The sequence below is a fragment of the Magnetospirillum fulvum genome, from assembly GCF_900108475.1.
GTDB classification, from domain to species: Bacteria; Pseudomonadota; Alphaproteobacteria; order Rhodospirillales; family Magnetospirillaceae; genus Phaeospirillum; species Phaeospirillum fulvum_A.
Genome location: NZ_FNWO01000004.1, coordinates 147078 through 171399, shown reverse-complemented (window position 1 = coordinate 171399; position 24322 = coordinate 147078). Strand labels below are relative to the sequence as shown.

7 protein-coding genes are annotated in these 24322 nt (G+C 66.3%); 3 read left to right on the top strand and 4 right to left on the bottom strand.

The window, feature by feature from the left end; genetic code table 11:
- The first annotated feature begins 112 nt into the window (after positions 1-112).
- The gene (locus BLW40_RS06335) at positions 113-1729 is read left to right on the top strand and encodes a fumarate hydratase (protein WP_021131467.1); all 1617 of its coding nucleotides are present in this window, start codon (positions 113-115) and stop codon (positions 1727-1729) included.
- Positions 1730-1870: 141 nt separating this feature from the next.
- Here the strand turns inward: BLW40_RS06335 and BLW40_RS06330 are convergent, their stop codons facing one another.
- The gene (locus BLW40_RS06330) at positions 1871-2485 is read right to left on the bottom strand and encodes a ribonuclease HII (protein ID WP_074766646.1); all 615 of its coding nucleotides are present in this window, start codon (positions 2483-2485) and stop codon (positions 1871-1873) included.
- A gap of 75 nt (positions 2486-2560) precedes the next feature.
- On the bottom strand, positions 2561-3640 hold the full coding sequence (gene recA, locus BLW40_RS06325; RefSeq protein ID WP_074766644.1) for a recombinase RecA: 1080 nt from the start codon (positions 3638-3640) through the stop codon (positions 2561-2563).
- A gap of 175 nt (positions 3641-3815) precedes the next feature.
- Between recA and BLW40_RS06320 the strand changes: the two genes are divergently transcribed.
- The gene (locus BLW40_RS06320; protein WP_083386656.1) at positions 3816-4499 is read left to right on the top strand and encodes a TetR/AcrR family transcriptional regulator; all 684 of its coding nucleotides are present in this window, start codon (positions 3816-3818) and stop codon (positions 4497-4499) included.
- A gap of 115 nt (positions 4500-4614) precedes the next feature.
- The gene (locus BLW40_RS06315; protein ID WP_074766642.1) at positions 4615-5118 is read left to right on the top strand and encodes an acyl-CoA synthetase; all 504 of its coding nucleotides are present in this window, start codon (positions 4615-4617) and stop codon (positions 5116-5118) included.
- A 111-nt stretch (positions 5119-5229) separates the two neighbouring features.
- On the opposite strand, the gene BLW40_RS06310 is transcribed toward BLW40_RS06315, so the two are convergent.
- Both BLW40_RS06310 and BLW40_RS18050 read right to left on the bottom strand, forming a co-directional pair.
- Positions 5230-6759 (bottom strand): alginate export family protein, encoded by a 1530-nt coding sequence (locus BLW40_RS06310; protein WP_244511073.1) that lies wholly within the window; start codon positions 6757-6759, stop codon positions 5230-5232.
- 290 nt (positions 6760-7049) lie between these two features.
- Complete coding sequence (locus BLW40_RS18050) at positions 7050-24170, bottom strand: LamG-like jellyroll fold domain-containing protein (protein WP_074766638.1); 17121 nt, start codon at positions 24168-24170, stop codon at positions 7050-7052.
- Between the last annotated feature and the right edge of the window lie 152 nt (positions 24171-24322).

Genomic DNA, 24322 nt, shown 5'->3' with positions numbered 1-24322 from the left:
GGGCCGTGCCTCTTGACGTTGCGGTGAAAAAGGTGTTTTGACCGTGGCATGCGCGCCACCCGCCCCGTTCGGGGCGGTGACACCCCACCCTTCGCAGCCGAGGCCGCCGATCATGTCCGATTTCTCTTTCCACGAGATTTTCCCGCTGGGGGCCGACGACACCCCCTATCGCCCGCTCGGCACCGATGGAATCGGAACCGCGACCCTGAACGGTCAGTCGATCCTGACCGTTGAGCCCGCCGCGATCACCCGGCTGATCAAGGCGGCGATCCGCGACACCTCGCATTTGCTGCGCCCGGCCCATCTCGGCCAGTTGCGGACGATCCTCGACGATCCCGAGGCGTCCGACAACGACCGTTTCGTCGCCTATGATCTGCTGAAGAACGCCTGCATCGCCGCTGGCGGCGTGCTGCCGATGTGCCAGGATACCGGCACCGCGATCGTGATGGGCAAGAAGGGCCAGCAGGTCTGGACCGGCGGCAATGACGAGGCGGCGATCTCGCAGGGCGTTCAGGAAGCCTATACCGAGTTGAACCTGCGCTATTCGCAGACCGCGCCGCTGTCGATGTATGACGAGGTCAACACCGGCACCAACCTGCCCGCCCAGATCGACCTCTACGCCACTGAAGGCGCGGCCTATAAGTTCATGGTGATGGCGAAGGGCGGCGGCTCGGCCAACAAGACCTTCCTCTATCAGCAGACCAAGGCGCTGCTGAACCCGACCTCTCTGTTGAAATTCCTCGATGCCCAGATCCGCACCCTGGGCACCTCGGCCTGTCCGCCCTACCATCTCGCCATCGTCATCGGCGGCCTGTCCGCCGAGATGACGCTAAAGACGGTCAAGCTGGCCTCGGCCAAATATCTCGATTCGCTGCCCTCGCGCGGCACCCGCTACGGCAGTGCCTTCCGCGACCGCGAGTTAGAGCAGGTGGTGTTGCAGATGACCCGCGACATGGGCATCGGCGCCCAGTTCGGCGGCAAGTATTTCTGTCACGACGTCCGGGTGATCCGCCTGCCCCGCCATGGCGCGTCCTGTCCGGTCGCGATCGGGGTGTCGTGCTCGGCCGACCGCCAGATTCTCGGCAAGATCACCAAGGACGGCGTCTTCCTCGAGGCGATGGAGGCCGATCCCGCCCGTTTCCTCCCCGATATCGACGAATCGACCCTGGGCGGCGAGGTGGTCAAGATCGACCTGACCCGGCCGATGGACGAAATCCGCCGCACCCTGTCGCAATACCCGGTCCGCACCCGGGTTTCGCTGACCGGGCCGATGGTGGTCGCCCGCGACATCGCCCACGCCAAGCTGAAGGAACGGCTCGATCGCGGCGAAAGCCTGCCGGACTATTTCAAGCAGATGGGCGTCTATTACGCCGGACCGGCCAAGACCCCGGCCAATTACGCCTCGGGCTCGTTCGGACCGACCACGGCGGGGCGGATGGATTCCTATGTCGATCAGTTCCAGGCCGCAGGCGGCTCGATGGTGATGATCGCCAAGGGCAACCGCTCGAAAGCCGTCACCGACGCCTGCAAGGCCCATGGTGGCTTCTATCTCGGCTCGGTCGGCGGTGCCGCCGCCCGCCTCGCCCGCGATTGCATCAAGAAGGTCGAGGTGCTCGAATATCCCGAACTCGGCATGGAAGCGATCTGGCGGATCGACGTCGTCGATTTCCCTGCTTTCATCGTCGTCGATGACAAGGGCAACGATTTCTTCGCCGAATTCGCTCACTGACCGAAGGTAAACAGGGGAAGGGAATGTGGGCTCCGCCCACACCCGCCAGGGGCGACACGCCCCTGGACCCCATTCCATCCGATGCCGGTCCAGGGGCCGCTGGTCCCTGGCGGGTATGGGCGGAGCCCATAAGAATTACCCTTATCTCGACTCATCCCCGCACAGGCGGGCCACCGGCGCGAAGGAGCGGCGGTGGTGGGGCGTCGGACCCTGCCGGTTGAGAGCGTCGAGATGGACGGCGGTGCCGTACCCGGCGTTGCGCTCCCAGCCAAAGCCAGGATACTCGATCGCCAGCGCGGCCATCAAGGCGTCGCGTTGAACCTTGGCCACCACTGAAGCCGCGGCAATCGAAAGTGAGCGCCCGTCGCCACCGACCACCGGATGAGCCGGACAGGGCAGCTTGGGACAATGCGGCCCGTCGATCAGGGCATGGTCGATCGGAGTGTCGAGACGAAGCGCCAAGGCGTCAAAGGCGCGTTGCATCGCCAGAAAGGTCGCCTGAAGGATATTGATGCGGTCGATCTCGGCGACCTCGGCCCGGCCGATCCCGATCAAAGCGGTCTCGTGCAGTCGGGCGGCCAGCGCCTCGCGCCGTTTCGCGGAGAGCCGCTTGGAATCGTCCAATCCGTCATAGCAGAGCGTCGGATCGAGGCAAACCGCCGCCGCGATCACCGGACCGGCGAGCGGGCCGCGCCCCACCTCGTCGATACCGACAACGCAACCGCCCAGCGCGGCTTCGAGAGCGAAATCGGGCATTGGCGCCTTTCGTGACATCCGCACAGGACACAGGCCGCGCGGAACCGATCCTGGTCCCGCACGGCCTGCCCACCGTTACTCTTCGGTCGGGGTGCCGTCGAGATCGCCGGGTGCTGCGACCATCGCTTCGGAGATCAGCCCGGCATTCTGGCGGATCGCCCCTTCGATTTCGGCGGCGACGTCGGGATGCTCGCGCAGCCACGTCTTCGCATTCTCGCGGCCCTGCCCGATCCGGGTGGAATTGTACGAGAACCACGCGCCGGATTTTTCGACGACCCCGGCCTTGACGCCCAGATCGACCAGTTCGCCCATCTTCGAGACGCCTTCGCCATACATGATGTCGAAATCGACCACCTTGAACGGCGGAGCCAGCTTGTTCTTGACCACCTTGACGCGGGTCTGATTGCCGACCACCTCGTCCCGATCCTTGATCGCGCCGACGCGGCGGATTTCAAGCCGGACCGAGGCATAGAATTTCAGCGCGTTGCCGCCGGTGGTGGTTTCGGGATTGCCGAACATCACGCCGATCTTCATCCGGATCTGGTTGATGAAGATGACGATCGTCTTCGATTTCGACACCGAACCGGTCAGCTTGCGGAGCGCTTGGCTCATCAACCGGGCATGAAGACCGACATGGGAATCCCCCATCTCGCCTTCCAGTTCGGCGCGGGGCACCAGTGCCGCGACCGAATCGACCACCAGCACGTCGACCGCGCCGGAGCGGACCAGCGTATCGGCGATTTCCAGCGCCTGTTCACCGGCGTCGGGCTGGCTGATCAGCAATTCGTCGAGCACGACGCCCAGCTTGCGGGCGTAACCGGGATCAAGCGCGTGTTCGGCGTCGATGAAGGCGCAGGCGCCACCTTTCTTTTGCGCCTCGGCGATGATGTGAAGGGCCAGGGTGGTCTTCCCCGAGCTTTCCGGCCCATAAATTTCAATGATGCGACCGCGCGGCACGCCGCCGATCCCGAGCGCCACGTCCAGCCCGAGCGAGCCGGTGGAGACCACTTCGGTCTCAACCACCTGATCTTTTTGGCCCAATCTCATGATCGAACCCTTGCCGAAGGCCCGTTCGATCTGGCTGACAGCAGCTTCAAGCGCCTTTTGTCTGTCCATCGTATCCTTGTCCACGAGACGCAACGCAGCCTGCGACATGGCCGTCCTCCTCCTGTATCCCGAACCGGGCCTTCGTGCAACGCCGATCATTGTACCCGATGCGTTCCAGAGGGCAATGACAAATGTTCACGTATTGTATCATTACCCCAAATTGACTCGATTTGATAATTCTGCGATCATTAAGTGCTTCGATCTGAGATGGAAGGAATTGGGGATGACAGAGCCGCTCGAAGGCTCCCCACCGAGCGAGGCGGCACGTCCCCCCGGCGCGATCCCGACGAAACGGGACCGGAACCGGCTTCCCCACAACGAGCGAGAACAGATGATCGTCGCCGAGGCGATCCGCTTCTTCTCCGAGGTCGGGTTCGAGGGGCAGACCCGGCTTTTGGCCGAGCGTCTGGGCGTCACCCAGCCGCTGCTCTACCGCTATTTCCCCGACAAGAGCGCACTGATCGAGCGGGTCTGCCTTGAGATTTTCGAGATGTGGCACGCGGATTGGGACGGGCTTTTAAACGACCGCTGCCGCCCTTTGGAAGAGCGGATCATCGGGCTTTACCGTGCCTATGTCCGCACCACCTACAGCCACGAACGGGCGCGGCTGTTCCTGTTCGCCACCCTGCGCGATCCGGTCCTGGCCGCCCGCCATCTGTCGCATTTGCGGACAACGCTGTTCGTGCCGCTGTGCCGCGAGGCGCGGCGAGAGTGGGATGGCGGCGGCGCGATCTCGCCGCGCGACATCGACCTTGCCGCCAGCCTGCATGGCGCGGTCGGCTATGCCGTTCTGTGCCGCAAGACCCTGCCCGACACGGCGTGGGACGATCTCGATTCGGCGATCACGACGCTGGTAACGACGTTCGTCGGCGCGATCCGGGCCGGGCGGCCCGACACGGCGGCGTAACGGCCGGGCGCGGCGAAGACGGCGCGCGGGAATTGTCTTGGCGGCGGCATGCTTTTTTCTGCATCCGGTCGGGACGAGGATTGCCTTCGGGCCGTCTCGGTGCCATTTATTCTTGATGGCAAAGAAGAAACTTTCCGCCGTCGAACAGGCCAAAGCGGCTGCCGCCGCGAAAAAAGGCGGCAAGTCCAAGGGCATCAACAAGGGCGTGGTCCTGGTGATCCTGGCCGCGCTGGTGCCGTTCTCGCTGCCGACGGTGGTGCTGGTGTTCTTCACCATGCTGCCGACCCTGGTCGCCTGGGTGATCGAGAAAGGCCCGAACCGCTATGCCTTTCTCTGCGTCGGCGGGCTGAATTTCGCCGGTGTGTTCCCCTATCTGTTCTCTCTGTGGTTCGGCGTCCACACCCTGGACGAATCCTTCCGGATGATCACCGACCCGGTGATGCTGTCGGTTGCCTATGGCTGCGCCGGGATCGGCTGGGGGCTGTATGGGATGATGCCGCCGCTGGTGGCCAGCTATCTCGCCGGAAGCAGCCAGCGCCGGATCACCAATCTGAAAGCCGCCCAGGCAAAGCTGATCGAGGAATGGGGCGAGGAAGTCGTCAAGAAGCAGACGCCCTGATCGTCCCGCCCAATCCCCGGTCCCCGGCCTGCCCTCGCGAAAGCCCCGCCCAAACAAAACCGGCCGGGAGGATTGCTCCTCCCGGCCGGTCCCGTTTGCCAAACGGCAATCTTAGAACTTCACGATGACCGAGGTCTCGCCGAGGAGCCAAGTCTTGTCGTCGTTGCCAGAGAAGCCCTGAGTCTTCTGGTACTGGCGATAGCCGCCACCCGACTGAGCGGCCGCAAACGCACCAGACAGAGAAACATTCTCGGTGATCGTCCATTCGGCGACGAAGTCGATTTCGCGCGCCAGACTGTCGGAGGTCATGGTGGCGGTGCCGTTGCTGTACTGGTTTTTCTTATCGTAATTGTACAGATAGCCAAGCACCGACAGCTTCAGATCATCGCGCGGATTGACCGAGAAGTTCAGCATGTGCACGTTGACGTTGCTGTTCGAGATAATGTAATTGCCGACGATCTCGCCCATGAACCAGGTGCCGTAGCCACGGCTGACCGAGTTGTAGAAGAACGGATCGTAGGCGGTCTTCTTGTCGTCGTCCGGGTTGCTATCACCGCTGAAGTGAGCGTAGCGATAGGACAGCTTCGGGGTCCACAGCACGTCGGACAATTGATAGCCCGGCTCGATGTACCAGGCGCTGGCATCGACCTTGCTGTTGGACCGGCTGTTGCTTTCGTAGACGTAATTGCCATACAGCGAGAAATCGGGAACGGCCGGAATGAAGTTGCCGCCCAGATGCAGGGAGAGAACGTTCATGCCTTCGCGGTTCGACGTCACGGTGTTGGTGACGGTATAGTTGCTGGTGCCGCCGCTACGAACGGACGTGCTGCCGAAGCTGAAGGGGCCGTCGTTGGAGGCATTGACGACGTTGAAGTAGGTCAGACCGGCATACCACTTGCGGTCGCCATAGGTGGTGGCGCCGTTGCGGGCCGGGCCGCCTTCGACCTGATCGGCATTGCCGAACACTTCGATGTTGGCACCGACGATCTTCGCCTTGGCCTGATCGAGGTTGACCTGGACCTTCTGCTGCGACGAATCGTTTTGCAGGTAGAAGATGTCGCCGCGAACCGGGCCGTGCGAAGCCTTGACGATGCCGGTCTGGGCAAAGGCGGAGCGCGACTGGTTCCACCAGCCACCACGCTTACCGGCGTTGTTGACGCCGTTGCTGATCAGGAAGCCGTCGCCGACGCGGAAGCTCTGACGACCGCCGGAGAGGTCGAGCGCGTCTTCTTCGAGGCCGAGGCTGGTCAGGGTCTTGCCCGAGCGCCAACCGGCATAGGCGTTTTCGATGTCGAGCAGCACCGGGTGACCGTAGGTGGTCGAGTACAGGCTGGCGTCGCCGTCGCCGCCGGTGGCGGTCAACTGGCCGCTGACGTCACCGTAGAAGGTGCCCGCGGTTTCGGTCGTGAGCGAGGCCTTCAATTCGGGGTGGAGGAACAGTTCGCTCCACGACGGGCGACCGCTGATACGACGGGCCGTACCCGATCCGGCAGTGTTCGAGCCAGCGCCGAACTGAGCACCGGGGGAGGTGAACAGCGACAGGCCGCCGGTGAACGCGCCGTCGACCTTCAGACCGCCCTGCTCGTACAGCGAAACATCGGCAACCGCCGGGACAGCGCTACAGCCGAGAACGACCGACATAATCGCCCCCGTGATCAGACCGCGGCTGCGGAGATCGTGTCGAACCATAAGATACCCCCTACTAAATCTGCCAAGACTGTTCCGGCGCTTTGCAAGGCACATGCCATCCGGGTGTCGCCGTTCTTCCCCGACTGTGACGGCATGGTGACGTCCCCTGCCGCTTTGATGTGCAGGGGGATTCATACATGGCGGATTGTTAAGCAGGCAATCCGGAATCGCCTAAATGCAAGGCGACTCGGGCGGAATGCCCAAGACCGTTGCTAATTGGCAACGGTCCGGGTGCCGCGGAATCAGACAGTGTGGGAGTCGGTATCGACCAGAACCCGCACGTCCCCATTGAAATATTGGGTATAGCTGTCCTGCTGCCCGTTGACGGTCAGATCGACCTCGCCCGCGCTCTGCCAGCCCGATCCGGCCAGATGAACGGTGTTGTCGGACCCGCCGATCACCACCAGGGTATGGTCGGTGCCGGTATAGGCGTTGGTCGCCCCGGTCATCGCCAGCACATGGGCGAAATCGAGCACGGCGTCGCCGCCGCCGCCAAGGTTGAGCAGATCGAAATGCTGCAAGGCTTCGGGGCGGATAAGCGTCGAATCAAAGACATTGCCGCTGCCGCCATCCCAGCGCAATTCATTGCCGCCGCCCGCACCGCCGTCGATGAAATGGAAATCGAGCCCCGACACGCCGATGTGATTGTTGCCGCCATGGCCGACATAGACGTCGGCCCCGCCTTTCAGCGTAACGGATTGGTTGATTCCGGCACCGATCAGATAATCCTGATCCATCTGGTTCTGCGAGACGTAGCTGGCGTTCGAGCCGAGAAGGTTGGCGGTGTGGAGCGAAATCGACAGGCTGTGGTTCTGGCTGTCGAACAGCGGGTCGATCACCACCGCACCGTTATCCATCCCGCGCAAGGCGGTGAAATAGCCGTCGATCGCTTCCGCGCCCATCTGCGAGATGACGCTGATCGGGGTGTTGAGGCTGGGCAGGCCGATGATGTTGAACAGCAGGGTGCCGCCATAGCTCAGGGTGCCGTCCTCGACGGTCAGGCGGTCGCTGCTGTCGGCCCCGCAGACGTCGAGCGCCAGGACGGAGTCCGTCCCCAAGGTGAGATCGCCCCGCACCGTCAACACGCCCGCGCTGTCCAGGCCACCGGGGCTGAGAAAGCTCTGATTGTCGAAGCTGGCGTCGTGGAGATCGAGGATGCCGGATCCGAACACCAGTCCGCGATTGACGAAGGCAAGGTGAGTGTCCGACGCGGCGGCGACATCGTCGCGCAGGGTCAGGGTGGCGTCGATCCGGAGCGACGCCAGATTGTCGAATGATGCCGCGGTCAAGGTCAGGTCGTTGCCCACGATCATCTCGCCGGTATTGCTGACCCAGCCGGTGGCAAGCGTCGAGGACCCATCGCCGGACAGGATGAACGTGCCGTCGTTGACCAGGGATTCGGCGATGACGAGATCGGCCTGATGCTCCGCCCCGGCATCGACGATCAGGCTGCCATCGTTTTCGAGGCTGTGGCTGAAATTGACCGAAGCCGAGGCCGCCCCGGCATCGACCAGAATATGCGCGGCGGCGGCGGTGATCAGGGCGGTGGTGATCTCTGCGGCGAAACGCAGGACCAGCGAACCGTTGGAACCGAGGGCCACGCTCCCCGGTCCGCTGGCGCCGTCCACCCCGGTCAGTCTGCCGTTGCTGACGACGACGCTTCCATTGACATAGAGCTTTGCCCCCGACGCCAGCAGCAATTCGCCGCCATCGACGCGGATCGTCGCCGCGGATTCGACCTGCCCGCCGACGGACAGGGTCAGGCTGGTCCCGGCATCGGCGACGGTGACATCGCCACCCGCGAGAAGCCTCAGTCCGCCGATGGTAAGCTGGACGGCGTCGGCCAGAGACACCGGCGTGTCGATCACCGCCAGCGTGGTGGAATCGGCGTCAAGCGTATTGTCGACCTGCGCCGAGAAGGCCAGGACATTGATCTGTCGGTAGATTCCGTTCAGCCCGTTGCTGGTAAAGAGAGAGACCGACTTGGCGCCGGAAACGAGGGGATCGGCGGTAAAGCTCAGCGACATATTGTCAAGGCTGGCAGAGCCGCCGGAGATGGCGGCGATAGAGACAGAGCAGTCCGTATTGATCTGAAGCGACTGAACCGTCACCTCGATCGGGTCGGTCGGGGTGTCGCCGATCGCGAACAAGACATCCTGCGACAGCGAAATCTGCGGCGACAGCGAGCATTGGATCGTCAGGGTGGTGGACGAGGGGATCGCGATGCCCTCGGGATCGACCGTAAGATTCTGCGTCGTCACCACCAGCGTTTCGGCCCCGCTCCAGCCGTCGAGCGGCTTTAGCGTCGCCGCCGACAAGATCGCGTGGATCCGGTCGAACGTCCCGGTGACGACGACCGAATCGCAGCCATTGCCGGTGACGGCAACCCCCTGGGTCCCGGTCAGCCAGATTTCGGCGTGCTCAATCGTCAGAGTCACCGAAATCGTCTGGAAAGCGTCGGCGGCGATCGGATCGGCGATGTCGAGGCCAAGATAGATCTTCCCGTCGGCCATCAGGTCGTAGGAGCCCTGCGCGGTGATCTCGGGCGCGGCCTGGATCGGCTTGACCTCGACGACAATCGCCCGGGTCGCCACCGTGCCATCGCTGCCGCTCACCTGGACGACGAAGCTGTCCTGGCCGGACCAATCGTTGGCCGGGACATAGACGAAACTGCCATCGGCCGCGACCGTCACCGTGCCGCCATGCCCGGTTAGGCCGCTGCCGACCCGGCTCCACTGATAGCTCACCGCCGTCGCCGGGCTCAGGGGGCCGTCGCCCCCCGCCACCTCGGAAACGGCAAGCGTGCCCGAGCACCTGCCGCTATAGGCGCAGACGACCTCATCGCCATAGAGCGGCACCGCAACGGAGGGGAGTTCGTCGGGCTGCTGGTTGCCCTCGGCCGGTGTGATCGTGTCGCCCGACCACACCCCGATCAGCCCGTCTTCGTCGCTGTTGGCGACGACGTCATACCCTGCGGCGAGTTGGGCGGCGGTCAAGGCCTGATCCCACACCCGCACCGTCGCGATGTCGCCGGTAAAGAACTGGCCGACGATGTCGCCATCGACCGGCCGCGCCCCCACCGTCAGACTGCCACCATCGGACAGCCCGCCCGACGCAGCGATTTCGGTCAGGGCAACTCTTTGTCCGTCGATATACAACGCGACCGCATCGCCGGAGCGGGTCACCGCGACATGAGCCCATTGGTCGGCGGTCAGGCTGGTTGGCGCGGCGAGGACGACGTCGTCGGTATGAAAGACCAACTGGCCGTCATAGATCTTGAGATAATAGCTGGTGGAGCCGATCTGCTTGGACAGGATCACATGCTCGCCCACAGTGGACAGGCAAGCGCTGTCGGGCTTGATCCAGGCTTCCAGGGTGAACGTCCCGTCGTCCAGTCCGGTCAGATCGGACGCGGTCGCGATGGTGGCGTAATCGTCGCCATCGAACGAGCGGGCGGAAACGGTCTGCGAGGCTCCGACGATCCGAAGGGTGGGCTGGATCAGCAGCGCAATCGACTGGATATACTCGGTTCCGTCCACCGCGACGGTGATGTCAAAGCTGTCGATGCCGCTATAGCCGTAAGCGGGGGTATAGACGTAACTGCCGTCGCCGTTCAGAAAGACGCTGCCATGCTCCGGTCCGGTCGTCATCGTGAAGCTGGCGGTAACGCCGTCGGCGGCGGCGGTCACCACCGCGCCCTGATAGGTCTCGCCGCTGGTGACCCGGACCGGATTGACCAGCAGCGGGGTCTCGACCGCTTCGGACAGGACCGTCCCGGTCTCGAAGGTCAGGGTGTGGCTGTTGCCGGAGCGGTCGTCGAGGAAACTGACCCCATCGACCTCGTCGGCAAGCCCCGGCCACGCCGCGACCAATCCGTCGCCGCCGCAATAGGAGGAATGAAGGGCGTCGATCACCTCGCTTTCCGAGCGGGCGACACTCCATAACCGCAACCCCGCCATCAGGCCGCTGAAAGAGCCGCCACCGAACAGCAACGGATCGGTCGAATCGATCGCGAAGGCTTCCGCCACGACCACCCGGTTCAGCACGCCGTCGATATAAAGCCGATAGGTGTTGTCCTCGCGCGACAGCGACAGATGGCTCCACCCCTCCAGACTGAGGGCATCGCCTTGCAGCACCAGCGTGCCGCCAAGTGTCAGGGTCGGCTTGCCATCGACCAGGGTCAGAGAGAGGGCATTGCCCTTCGACAGCACGGTGCCGGATGCGGTCGGATTGATCCACATTTCGATGGTGAAATCGTCGGTCCCGACGCTGAAAATGTCGCCCGCGCTGGCGGTGCTGCCATCGGCGAAGCAAAGCGACTGAGTCTGAACCCCGCCGGAAACGACCAGATCGGCATGGTCGAGCGCGGGATCGGGGGCGTCGGCGGGAACGATCTCGCTCAAGCTGCCGTCGAGCGGCAGGTAATCGACCAGACCGGGCTCGGTTCCGCCGAGATGAGTATCCTTGCCGTCGCGAATTTGCTCGGCACTGCGCTCGACCGACCACAGCCGGACCTCGCTGACCGCTCCGTCCAGGCTGAATTCCAGGCTGGAATTGTTGCCCAGTCGGGCTCCGACCATCGAGGGAATGCCGTTGGACAAGTCGGCGGTAACCCCCTCGAACGCCCCCGCGACCGCTCCGTCGATATAAAGGGTGAGGTCGCCGTCGTCCGAGCGGCTCATGGCGTAATGATGCCAGCTCCCCTCCGTCACGGTTATCGTACTTTGCAGGACCAGCCCGTTCGGACCATTGAAGACAAGATGGCCATCGGCCAGCACGCACAGCGACCAACCGGTATTGTCGTCGCTCTGCTCCTTGGCGAACAGCACCGAGGCATGGGTCAGGCTGTCGGCGCGGGCCCACAATTCGACGGTGAAGGCTCCGCTGCCGGGCTCGAACAAAGTGGGGGAGATGATCCCGCTGGCCGTTCCACTGAGGTCGATCGCCCGATTTCCGACGGGCAGACCGGCAACGGTGATCGCGCTGGCGCCCTCGGCCCGCACCGCGACATCGACCAGATCGCGCAACGCGGTGACCGCCGCGTTGATCTCCGCGTCGCTGAGCGGAAGGTACTCGACCAGATCGGGTTCGGCTCCGCTCAGGCGATGCCCCATCCCCGCCGCGATCTCGGCGTCGTCAAGCGCGCTCGACCAGACCCGGACATCGGAGACCGAGCCGGTCAGGCTTTCCGAGGCGAGGGGAGTCACCATGCTCTGATCGTCGCCGAAGATATCGCTGAACCGCGCTCCGATCAGGGTCGGGATGCCGTTGCTCATGTCATAGACCTGATCGGTCTGCGCGGTGCCGACCGCGGCCCCATCGACATAAAGGGTGATGGTCTGGCCCGACCGCGTCACCGCGACATGGTGCCATTCGGTGTCGGCAAGGCCGAAGGTCAGGCTCTCGGCGGAGAGTCCCGGCATGCTGACCTTCAGGATGTCGTCCTCGAGATACAGACTCCACCCGCCCGGATTGCTCGATTGCTCCTTGGCGAACAGATATTGCGTCCCGCTCAGCGTGTCCGGCTTGGCCCACAATTCGATGGTGAAGTCGCTCTGGCCCGGCTCGAACAATGTGGCCGAGCGGATCGCGCTGCCATTGCCGTCGAGATGGACCGCGCCCGATCCTCCCAACGCGGCGGGAGCCTCGGTCCCGGTCGCGCCGATTGCCGTCGCCGCGCGGAGCGTCAGCGGCTCATAGGCGATCACCTCGGCCGCCGCCCCGATCGTCAGATCGGACCCGCTGCCATAGCGGGAGACGCAGACACCCTCTCCCACCGACTCGAACGCCCAATGAGCGATGAGTCCCGTATCGAAGCCGTCCGCCAGGGCGGATTCGATGGCAAACGGACTGCGGACGACATTCCACAGGCTGACATTGTCGTAAAGCGCGGCGGTACCGCCCGTGTTGCCGGTGCCACCGACCGCCAGCGCCCGCAAAGTGTCGCTCAACTCCGCCCCGGAAGCATAAAACGCCACCGAGCAGGCCGGATTGCCGTCGAGATAGACCGTGGCAGAGGAATCGCTGCCCATCGTGCCGTCGATCGTCAGCGCAATACGGTGCCATTCGCCGACCGGCAGTGTCGTCACGCTGGGCTCGTCGCTCGACCCGGCAACCGTCAGGGACAGGACCCCGCTCTCGACCCGGATATCGACCCAGGGCTTGCCGTCCGCCCCGACCAGAGACAGCAGCGATCCCCCGCTGGTGGTTTCCGATCCCAGCAGGCAGACGTCGAAGGCAAGACTCAGCCGGTTGTCGGAAAACAGACTGGGATCGAACGCCGCCGTCGCCGCCGCGCCGCTGCCGTCGCACGCCAACACCAGGGTCGGCACGGTGACGCCTGCTGTGGTGTCGCTGACCTCGCTCAGTCCCGGCAGCGCCTCCAGTGTCAACGGCGCGGACAGCCCCTGAAGATTGATCAGGGTGCCGTCATAGCTGGTCCCGCTTCCCGCCCCCTTGATGTACAGCCAGCTCGACTCGTCTTGAACGAAGAACACCGCCTGATCGACGATATCGGCATTGCCGACAATCGCGGCAACGGTGTCGGCCACCGTTTGGCCACGTTGGGGCGAAAAGGCGGAATCGTAGGCGATGCCGTCGATTCCGCTGAACACAATCCGGTCGCCATCGGAAAAATCGGCGATGCTGTCGGTGTGATCGAGGGTCGAATCCGCGTTCGAGACATAGCCGAACACGTCGTCGCCCTGACCACCGCTGAGGACGTCGCCTCCCCCCCCGCCGATCAGGGTGTTGGCCCCGTCGTCACCGATGATCGAATCGCCCGACGCACTGCCGATCACCGACTCGACCGCCCGGGTCTGGGCGACGAAAATCGACATTTCGTCCCCCGACCGGTAGAGGAAGGCGCGGCCCTCCATCAGATCGACGGTCAGGGTCCGCGATCCGGACTCGATTTGGGCAAAGCTGACGATGTCTTGTCCCGCCCCGCCGTCGATCGCGCCGCCGCCGGTTCCGCTGACGATCACATCGTCGCCCTCGCCCCCGGACAACACGGAATAGCCCGATCCGCCGATCAGGGTGTCGCCGCCTGCGCCGCCAGTGACCTCGACCGGGCGAGTTTCGCCGCTCCCGTCATAGGTTCCATCGACGTCAATCTGCACCGGCCCCAAGGTCAGGGTCGCCGGGAGCGACGAAAAATCGGTTCCGTCGGACCCAACCCACTGGAAGCTGACCGAGCCTCCCTCGCCCCAACCGCCTTCCATGCCCTCGGGGTAATAGACCAGCGACTCGATATCGGCGACGGCGATGTCGGCCCCGACCGCGACCGCCTCTCCGTTAAGGTAGAGAGATCCGCTCTCCGGCAGGGTGACGACTCTGATCGCCGCCAGCGCATCCCCCTCGGGATCGAGGGCCGACGCGGTGAAATCGGACAAAGAGAAATAAAGCGGCCACCGGTTCGCCGACAGGATATGACTGTCGCTGACGACCGGTGCGTCATTGTCGCCTTCGATCGTCACCGTAACGGTGACGGGAGCGGTTTCGACGGTGCCGTCGCTGGCGATGACGCGGAAGCTGTCGCTCAGCGTCTCGCCCGTGCGCATCCCAAGCAATTCCGCCTTCGGCGTGTAGACGTAATGCCCGTTCTGGTCGATCGTCACCGTCCCGTTCGCGGTGGTCACGGAATCGACGGGCTGGTTCGCCGCATCGAGCAGTCGGTAGCTGATCGTGTCGGTCTCATCGACGTCGGCGACAACGAGGGTTCCGCCGACGCTTCCGCCATCGCCGACGGTCAATTCGGTATCGGCTTCGACCACCACCGGGGCATCGTTGCGACCGATCACCGTCACCGTTTCGGACATCGCCGGGCTGTCGGCCACGGCCACGCCGTCGGCCTGGGAATGGGCGACCACGGTCAGAGTAAAGCTCTGGTCGGACTGAGCGGGCGATTCGATCGTCAGACCGGCGGCGATGTCGGCGGCGGTCACGGTGACGCTGGTATTGCCGTCGCAGGCGGTCAGCAGAACCGTCTCGCCCGCGCGCAGCACCGCTCCGACCGGGATGTCCGACAGCGTCACCGTCAGCGTTTCCGTCGGATCGGTCAGGGCAACGCCGAGATCGAGCGCGATCCGGCTGCCTTCCTCGCCGCTGACGGCGACCGGGTGCAGACTGGGCGGGTCCGACGCCGGGGCGACCTCGATTGTCATCGTCGCCGCACTGGACGCATAGACCGTCCCGTCCGATCCCTTCCAGTCGAAGCTGACGCTTCCGATGAAGTTCGTCGCCGGAATGAAGCGCAACGAGCCATCCGCGATCCGGTCCAGGCTGATGCTCGACAACAGGGTCACCGGATGAACCACGCCGTCTCCGACCAGGACCAAAGTGCCGTTGACGGGTAAAGAGGTGATCTTGATCGCGCGCAGGCTATCGCCATCGACGTCGGAGAACGCGGCGGCGAAGCTGTCGAGGGTCAGGATCAGGGCGGTGTCCTCGCTCGCCGCGAGACTCGCCGCACTGACGGTGGGAGCATCGTTCTGTCCGACCAGATCGACGATAATGGTTGCCGTCGTCGTCGCGCCATCGGGGTCCGCAACGGTGTAGGTGAAGCTTCGCTGGCCGTGGACGTTGGCCCCGAGCGACCGGTAATAGGCGGGATCGGGGGTAAAGGTCACCGTCTGGTCGGGATTGACCACGACGCTTCCCCCCGCGACCGCGATCGGAGTGGTCCCCGACACGGCGGTGCCGCCAATCGCGCTCACCGTCAGGATATCGCCGTCGATATCGCTGTCATTGCCCAATGGACGGATCGTCACCGCCCCGGCGGACAAGACGGTGGCGTAATCGTTGACCGCGACCGGGGCCGAATTGACCGGAGTGACATGGACGGTCAGCGTCCCGCTGGAATAGCTGACCTGGGTCTGGGTCACCCCGTCGATCGTCACCTCGACCGTACTTTCCAGGGTGTAGGCGATGACATCATCGCCATGGAAGGTGGTGTTGGGCTTATAGGTGATGCTGCCATCGGCATTGAGCACCGCGATGCCGTTGGCGGGGCGGCCGATCGCAACCACCCGGACCCCGCTGACGCCGTCGGCGACGGGCGAAAGATCGAACAGATCGGCGCCATCGGTTCCGGCCAGATAATCGCGCCCATCCCCGGCGGTCAGGGTGTTGTCGCCGCCCAATCCGGACAGGTCGGCCTGGGTCGGGGCCTGGGTCGTTCCCGCCAGCCGGATCAAGGTGCCGTCGAAACTGGTTCCCGTCCCCGCGCCCTTGACATACAGCCAGCCGTCGCCGCCTTGGGTGAAGAACACGATGGTGTCGGACAAAGCGGCATTGGCGCGAATCGCCGCGATCTTGTCGGCCAGACCGGTCCCGGCCAGCACGGTTTCGAGTCCGGCGTAACCGATCCCGGCGATCCCGGAGAAATGAAGATGGTCGCTGCCGCTGGTGAAGTTGGTGACGGTTTCATAGGAACGGAGCACCGCGCCGCTCAGCGACGTGTCGTTGGCGAGGACATTGTAGGTCAGCGCCCCGGAATATTGGGCGATTGTCGCGGTGTCGGCGATGGCGACCGCCGTCGCGGCGGCAAGGCTGGTGGCGACGGCCAACGATTGCGTCTGATCCAGCGCGGAATCGAGGGCGTCAACCGGCGCGGTCAGGTGCGACACCGTCTCGGTCAGGGATCGGATGGTCTGGATCTGGGCGGCAGCGGCGGCGGCCTTGGTGGCGGCATTGGCGGCGGCGATCTGGGCCTCGGCATAATGCGCGGAATCCAACACCTGGGTCCGCGCGCTGGAATCGATCGCGCCGGAATCGCTGCCATCGGACTGGGCATCGGCGATGCCGCCCTGGGCGTCGGTCATGGCCGCGTTCTTCGCGTCGGTCAAGGCGATCCGCAGCGTCTCGACCTGCTGCAACAAGGCGGTAGCCGAGTTGCGCATCGCCACCGTCGCCGAATCGGCGGCGACGACGGCGTTCAAGCGGTCCTGATAGTGGGTCAGCACCGCCAGGACCGACTGGACGCTGGCATCGGCCTCGGTCGCGGCGGCAACGGCGGCGGCGGCGGACGCGGCGGCGGCCTGACGCGCCTGTGCCAGCGCGACCGTCTTGGCGGCATCGACAGAGGGAGCGGCGGCGGCGTCCCCGGCCATCGTTTCGGCATCGGCGGCGATTGCGGCCGAGATCGCGGCGGCATCGGCCGAGGTCACGGCGGCGGCGGCAGAGGTGGCGGCGGTGGCGGCCCAGGCCAAAGCGCCGGAATGTCCCCCGGCGGCGGCGGTGGCGGACGACGCGGCCAGCGCTGCCTCTCCTCGCGTCGCGGCCGCCTCGGTGGCGGCGGCAGAGGCGGCGGCAGAAGCGGCGCTCGCCAGCGCAGTCGCCTCGGCCAGGGTCAGAACCTCACCGCTGTGATGGGCGACGCCATCCACGGTCACGGTCTTGGACAAGGTGATCGCGACGGCGCCGCCGCTAATCGCGGCATTGGCGGCGGCCAGGGCGGCCGCATTGGCCAGCAGGGCGAAATCGGCGGCAGAGGCGGCCAGATCGGCAGCAGAGGCGGCCAGATCGGCGACGGATTCCGCAATGGCGTGGACCGTCTCCGCCGCCGCGACATCGCTCCGATAACCCTCGATCAGCGCCAACTGGTCGGCGACGATCCCGGCCTGCCCCACCAGATCGTTGGTGTCGGTCGTCGCGCTGTCATAGGACGCCGCCGCCGCATTGACCTGGCGGGTGGCCTCGATCTGGGCCTGAAGGGCGATATCGGCCTGGGCGGTGGCCGAGGCGAGATAGGAGGCGAGCGACATCGTCTCCCCTCCCGGTGCCGCCAGCGCGGTCAACATCGCATCGACCGCATTGTCGGCGGCGGCCAGCGCCGCCTCCGCTTTCGCGGCCTGGGCCTTGGCGGCGACCCACGCCGTTTCGGTCGCGGTCAGGAAGCTTTGCGCCGAATCCGCCGCAGCGGTCGCGACGGCCAGCGCCGCCGCAGCGCTTTTGACGGCGGCGGCATCGACCGACGACCCGGACGCCAGTTGGGCGTAAAGACCCGACGCCGTGGACAGGTCGGCCTGGGCGGCATCGTTGGCGCTCTGCGCGCTGTCGAACGAGAGAGCGGCGGCGTCAACCAGATCGGCGAACCCGGCAACGATGGTGCGGGCGGTGTGGGCGGCCCCAATCGCCGACCCCAGATCGGCCGAGCGGGTCACCGTCGTTTCGGCCGCCGATACCGCCGTCAGTACATCGCTTTTCAACGCCGCGACATCGGACACCAAAGCGGCGGCGGCAGCAGCCGCCGCCTGGGCGGAGGCCGCAGAGGCCGTCGCCGTTCCGGCCAATTGGGCGGCGCTGCGAGCGGCGGCCAGAGCGGTGGCGAAATCGGCCGGATCGCTCGTCCAGATCGCGGCGATGGCGGTGGCATCGTCCGAAGCGGCATTTTTCGCGGCCTCGGCCACACCGGCTTTGAGCGCGGCCGCACTGCCGGCGGAATCCGCAGCGGCCAGGGACTCGTCCAGCGCATCGCGCGCCGCGTCGAGAGCAGCGCGAGATTGAGCGATGGCGGCATCGACCGCCGCGATCCGTCCCGCAGCGGCATCAGCGGCGACCAGAGTACCGCGCAACGCCACCAGGGTATCCAGCGCCTGGGTCAGGCTTCCATCGTCCGACGCCAGCGGCGCGTCATCGACCTTGCCATGCCCCTCGGCCAGCACCGCATCAAGAGCGGACCGGACCGCGTTGCCGCCGCCCGTGCTGGCGACCTGGGCCGAGGAATCCTGCGCAGAGACCGCCGCTGCTGCTGCCGCCGCTGCCGCAGCGGCGGTCTCGGCCTTGAACCCGGTCTCGCTATCGTTAACGGCGACCTGCAACGCCTCGATTGTTCCCATCGCCAGCAGCGAAATCCCGCTGGCAACCAGATCGACATGATTCGCCATCTGCCCGACCGTGGCGGAAAAGCCGTCGGATTCGGCGACCAGAGAACCGACTTCACCGGCCAGAGCGGCAATCTGAGCCTTGACCGCCGCCAAGGCGGCCTCGGCGTCGGCTTGTGCCGCCCGCACCTCGGGCAACGCCTGGGCGTAATTGGCGGGATGCTGGGCGATCAGACCGTCGAGCGCCGCCGTCGCGGCGGACAGAGCGGCGGTAGCGGCGGACAAAGCGGCGGCATTGGCGGCGGTAACACCGTCGAGCGCCGACACAGCGGACGCGGCGGCCTGCTGGGCCAGCAGGGCGGCGGCGGGATCGTCGCTTTGCCCGGCCAGATCGGCCGCGTCGGCCGCGTTGGTCGCCTCGGTCGCGGCAGTGCTGGCGGTGGTGCGCGCGGCACGGGCGGCGGCCAAAGCCGCTTCGGCCGCGCTCAACGATTCCGCCATCGCGGTCGTGGCGGAGGACAGCATCGCCGCCGCCGCCTGCGCGCCCATTTCATAGGAAGCGGCAAAGGCATAGGCCGATGCGGCCTGGGCCATGTTCGCTTCGGCCATCTGAGCGGCAGTGGCAGCGGCGGCGGCCTGGGCGGCGGCAAGATCGGCGATCGACTGGGCCGAAACCGTCGCGGCATGAGCCATGTCATAGGCGCTGGCGGCATTGCCATAGCTGGAATAGGCGGATTGGTAGGCCGATTTCAGCGCGGCCTGGACCGGATTGACCGCGACGATGCCATCGACAATGGCGTGGATCGCCGCAGCACTGGCCTCATTGATATCGGCCACGGTGCCGGTGGCGGTCAGGAACGCCTGAGCCGCGCTCCGCAACGCGCTCATCTGAGCGTCGCGCACCGCCAGCGCTCCGGCCTCCTCCATCTGCAACGGAGCCAGCAGGGCCATCTTGGCCGCGTACTCCGCAGATGCCGTCATCGCCGCCCGCTCGGCCTCGGCGACCGCGCTGGCGGCATTGTCATAGGAGGCCTTGGCCGCGACACATTCGGCGATCGCGCTGCCATCCAGCCAATCCGCCGCCGAGCCGGATAGGTTGGTCGCGATCCCGGCCTGGGCCTTGGCGGCGGCGGCCGAGGCGGCGGCCGAGGCGGCGGCGGTGGCCGCCTGACCGACCAGAGCGGCGGCGGCCGAGCCATGACCGGCGGCCAGGGTCGCGGCGGCGGCGAACGCCGCCTGAGCCTGGGCCGCATAGGTCTGGGCCAGCGCACTGTGGGCCTGCGCGGCGGCGCTGTCGGCGGCGGCGGTGGCCGCCTGGGCGGCGACGGATTCGGCCTCGGCCTGAGTGGCGCAGGATTGGGCGAGGTCCAACTGGGCCTGGGTCCGCGCCGCGGCAGCGCTGTCGGCGGCGCTGCGGGACTGGGCGGCGTCGAGCAGCGATTCCGCGGTGGCCTCGATCGCGTCAAGCCGGGCCTGATCGGACGCTTCCCGCGCCGCTTCGGCGGCGGCGGCGGCGTCAAGCGCGGCCTGGGTCGCGGCGGCGGCGGCGGTGATTGCGGCGGCGGAGGCGGTCGCAGTCTGGGCGGCGGCGGCGGCGACCGAGGCGACATAGGCCGACAGACCGTTGAGCGTCAGCGCCTCGGATTGGGCGGCATCGGCCCCGCCGATCGCCTGAAGCTTGCTCAGGCACAGTTCGATCGCGAGTCGGTTCGTCTCGACCAGGGCGGCTTGCTGGACGGCGTCGGTGGCCTTGGCCTGGGCGACCGCGACGGAAACATTAGGGGCCGAGGCGGCGGCGCTATCGTCCGCCGCCCGGATCGCCGCCTCTTGTGCCGCCGTCAGCGCGGCCCGCGCCTGGGCCAGCAGATGGTCCGAGGCCAGCCCGACCGCCTCGTCGGCGGCGGTGCGGGCCAGCTCGGCCTGAGCCGCCGCCAGCGCCGCTTTCTGCCCGGCAATCGCGTCCTGGGCCAAAGCGGTCTCGACATCGTTGGCGGCGATGGCGTTCAGGGTGGCAAGCTTGGCGGCAGTGGCTTCGCCGGCCAGCCGGTCGGCCTCGGTCTTCGCCGCCAGGGCCTGCGCAAGCTTGGCGGCGGCGGCGGAATCGGCATCGTTGGCGCGGACAGCGTCGGCCAGCGCCGCGGCTGCCTTGCGGGCGGCGGCGGCGGCCAGCCCGTCCTGAGCGAGGGCGTCGTCCCCCACCCCGGCCAGTTTGCGGGCGGCAATCGCCAGATCGGCGGCGGCGCGGGAGGTATCGTCGGCGGCGTCGGCATAGAGGTCGATCTGGACGATCTCGGACAGCATCGTCGTGGCCTGGGTCAGCGTGGCCTGGACCGACTCGTTCTTGGCGGTGGCGGCATCCAGCGCGGCCTGTCCCCCGGCATCGGCGGCGAACACCCGCCAGGCGACCATGTTGGCGGCAGCGTCATCGGCCTTGGCGGCATAGTTGGCCAGCGAGGTCAGCGCCGCCTGGGCCGCGTCGAGCAGGGCCTGGGTTTCGGCGGGATCAAGCGTCCCCCCCGCCTCTTTCAGAGCCCGCGCCGCGTCCAGCTTCGCCTCGATCGTGTCGAGGGCATGGCCGACCTGATCGGTCGCGGTGTCGAGGATGTAGGTCTCCAGCGTCCGCGCCGCCATCTGGGCGGTGCTCGCCTCGGCCTCGGCCTGGGCGGCGGCCTGGAGATCAAGCCCGGCCTGCTGCGACCAGTACACCGCCCGGTCGAGCGCCCCAATCAGGATCGGGGTATGGTCGGCATTGTACTCGATCACCCCATCGCCCAGAGCGGCGACGGCGGCGTCATAGATGTCGAGCGCGGCCAGAAAGGCGGTTTCGGCGGTCAGATAGGCCCCGCCGTCGATCGTGACGGCAACCCCGCCGACCAGCAGACCGACGGTACCGTCGTCATGCACCTCAATCGCGACGGCGACGGCGGTATCGGCAGCGACGATTCCGCTGTCCGACACCAGCGAATAGCCCGACGCATCGGCGCGGACCGAAACGGTGGTGCCGTCGTCGGTGACGAACACCGGATCGCCGTCGGAATCGAGGATCAGATGGCCCGAGGAATCGTGCTTCAGGGTCAGGCCGGAATAGGCCAGCGGCACATCGACCGGATCGCCGTGGGAATCGGTAAAGACGACGGTGCCGTCATAGGCCCCGCTCTCGTCCTGGCCCAGGCTCATCGTCACGACCGAACCATCGGACCCGAGCAGCCGTCCGGTATAGTTCCCCCCCACCGTTTCCGGGGTCAGCACAAAATCGTCGTCGCTGGCGGCAATCGCCTGACGGGCGACGACGGCATCGTGCCAGGCGGTGAAATAGGTCAGGAACAGGGTCTGGTCATAGCTGGCCAGGGTCGCGGCGTCGGTCGCAATCTGACCGGACAAGGTGGCGGCGGCGGACAGATGGGTGGCGACGTCGGCCCCGGAGGCGAGCCCGTCGCCGCTCAGGATGTCGGCGGCACCGGCCAGCAAGGTCTGGGTATCGGTGGTGGTGGTCCGGGTGGTCGAGTCGAATGAGGCCTGGGCCGAAGCGACCAGATCGAGCGCCGCCTGAAGCGCGGTCTCACGGGAATCGCCGTCCAGACCGGCCTTCAGATGGGTCAGCACGTCGCAGGCGGTGGTGACCTTGGTCAGGTTGAGCGGATCGGATAGCGCGGTCGCCACCGCATCGGCGGCAAGCTGAACCCACGCCGCCTCGACATGGGCCAGCGCATCGACCACCGCATTGTCGGGATGCAGCCCCGCCTGCGCGGCGAGAGCGGCACGGGCCGTGGCAAGGTCGCCATCGACCACCCCGACCGACTGATGGAGCAGGACGGCGGAATAGGCAGCCTGAACCGTCGCCGACATCGCCGCCAGCGCCTGGGCGTCGGCGGCATGGCCGGTCCAGAGCAACATCGCCTCGTCGCGGTCGGCCCGGGCCGCGTTTTCCGCACCGACATAGACCCCCAGCCGCGCCTCGGCCTCGCCCAAGGCGACCATCGGCGCTTCTTCGGCGTTGCGGGCGGCGACCACCGCATCCGACGCGGCCTGGGCCTCGGTTTGAGCCTGGGTCGCCCGCGCCTGAGTGTCGTCAGCGGCGGCACGGGCTTCCTCGGCGGCATGTTCGGCCAGCGAGGTATCGGAATCGTAGGGAGTCGACCACCGGGTGACCGCGTCGAGGAAGTGGCTGGGATTGGTGATGAAATCGGCGACCTGTCCCAGTTCGGCGGCGGTGGCCGCCGCCAGCGCCTGCCCCTCGTTCGTCACGCCCTGGACGGCCAGGGCCAGACCGGTCGCCGTGGCACCGTGACCGGCGGCGAGCGACAGTGCCATCGTCGCCGCCGCCGCCAGATCGGCCTGGGACAGGACAATCAGATCGTTGGCGCTCCAGGCGGCGGCGCTCAGGGTCTGAAGAGCCGCCTCGGCCGCCTCCTTGCCCGCCGCGTCGGGGCTGGCCAGGATCACCAGCGAGTCCCACATCTCGGCAATCGCCAGATCGACCGAGGTCTTGTCCAGTTGGATCTGGACCAGGGTCAGTCGCGCCTGTTCGAGGATCGAACGGATCAGAGCCGCCGCCGCCGCGTCGGCTTCCCGCGCCGCCTCGAACTGGCGATGCGCCAACTCGGCCGCAGCCCGCGCCGCCTGTTCGGCCGCCGCCCGCGTTGCTTCCTGGTTGGTGAGAATGTCGGCCTTGGCCTTGTCGATTGCCGTCCGCGCCTGTTCGGCCCGACCGGCGGCATCCTGGGCGATTCCCTGCTGGATCGCCTGAATCTGAGCCTCGACCGCGCTTTGCAGCGCCGCCAGCGCCTCCAGCGTCCCCGAGCCCTGTCCCTGCGCGCCGTCGCCGCTGGGAGATGGCGGCGGCGGCGGAGTCTGTTCTTGCTGTTGCTGTTGTTGTTGCTGGACCGCCTGCGCCGCCGCGTTGAAAGCGGGCGACAGCAACGCCGCGCCGTTGGGCAGCGCCGCCCCGGCCCCACCGGCCAACTGCATCACCTGAAACGGCGACAATTGCTGCTGAACCAGCCCGCCGCTGCCCAACGACGCGGCCGAACCGGGGGTGTTCAGGGTCGCGGTCTGACCGGACGGCGTGGTCAGCACCACCTCGCCCGAGACGCCGCCCCGTTCCGCCATCAGGGCGATGGCATTGGTGTTGCCAGCGATGCCGGTCCCGCGCACGCCGACGGTCATCGTCGGGGTCTTCAGCGCGAAAGCGTCGGGCGCGGTCTTGGAAATCTGACCGGTGACCAGGGCGAACGAGCCCGATTGCAGCGACAGATGGGCGTCGCCGCTGTGGCTGGTCGCATCATAGGCATAATCGTCGAGGGCCAGACGCGCCTTTTCCCCCAGCGACAGCGAGGTGCCGTCGGACAGCACCACGCCGACGGACGCGCCCTGATCGGTGATCAGAACGTCGCCCTCGAACACGCGGTCGCCTTTGTGCAGCGCGACCTGACCTCCGTCGGCATGACGGGCAACCGCGCCGCCGGTCAGGGTCTGGACGGTGCCGATCGCCGCCCCATCGCCCGCACGGTCGGAAGACGTCTCATCCCTGGGTGCCATGCCGACCTCTGACTCTCTCAAGATCAGGCGAACGCCAACCTATGACGACCCTGTCTTATCGCGGTGGATAGTACCTCTGGCCTTCTCAACCCGTCAATATACAGCGTTGACCCTACAAGTATTAATGGTTGTGGAGACGATAACGCGTCAAT

Bases quoted from the DNA above. Each gene is read 5' to 3' on its own strand.
- BLW40_RS06335 (WP_021131467.1), top strand. From the start codon at position 113: ATGTCCGATTTCTCTTTCCACGAGATTTTCCCGCTGGGGGCCGACGAC.
- BLW40_RS06330 (WP_074766646.1), bottom strand. From the start codon at position 2,485: ATGCCCGATTTCGCTCTCGAAGCCGCGCTGGGCGGTTGCGTTGTCGGT.
- BLW40_RS06315 (WP_074766642.1), top strand. From the start codon at position 4,615: ATGGCAAAGAAGAAACTTTCCGCCGTCGAACAGGCCAAAGCGGCTGCC.
- BLW40_RS06320 (WP_083386656.1), top strand. From the start codon at position 3,816: ATGACAGAGCCGCTCGAAGGCTCCCCACCGAGCGAGGCGGCACGTCCC.
- BLW40_RS18050 (WP_074766638.1), bottom strand. From the start codon at position 24,170: ATGGCACCCAGGGATGAGACGTCTTCCGACCGTGCGGGCGATGGGGCG.
- recA (WP_074766644.1), bottom strand. From the start codon at position 3,640: ATGTCGCAGGCTGCGTTGCGTCTCGTGGACAAGGATACGATGGACAGA.
- BLW40_RS06310 (WP_244511073.1), bottom strand. From the start codon at position 6,759: ATGTCGGTCGTTCTCGGCTGTAGCGCTGTCCCGGCGGTTGCCGATGTT.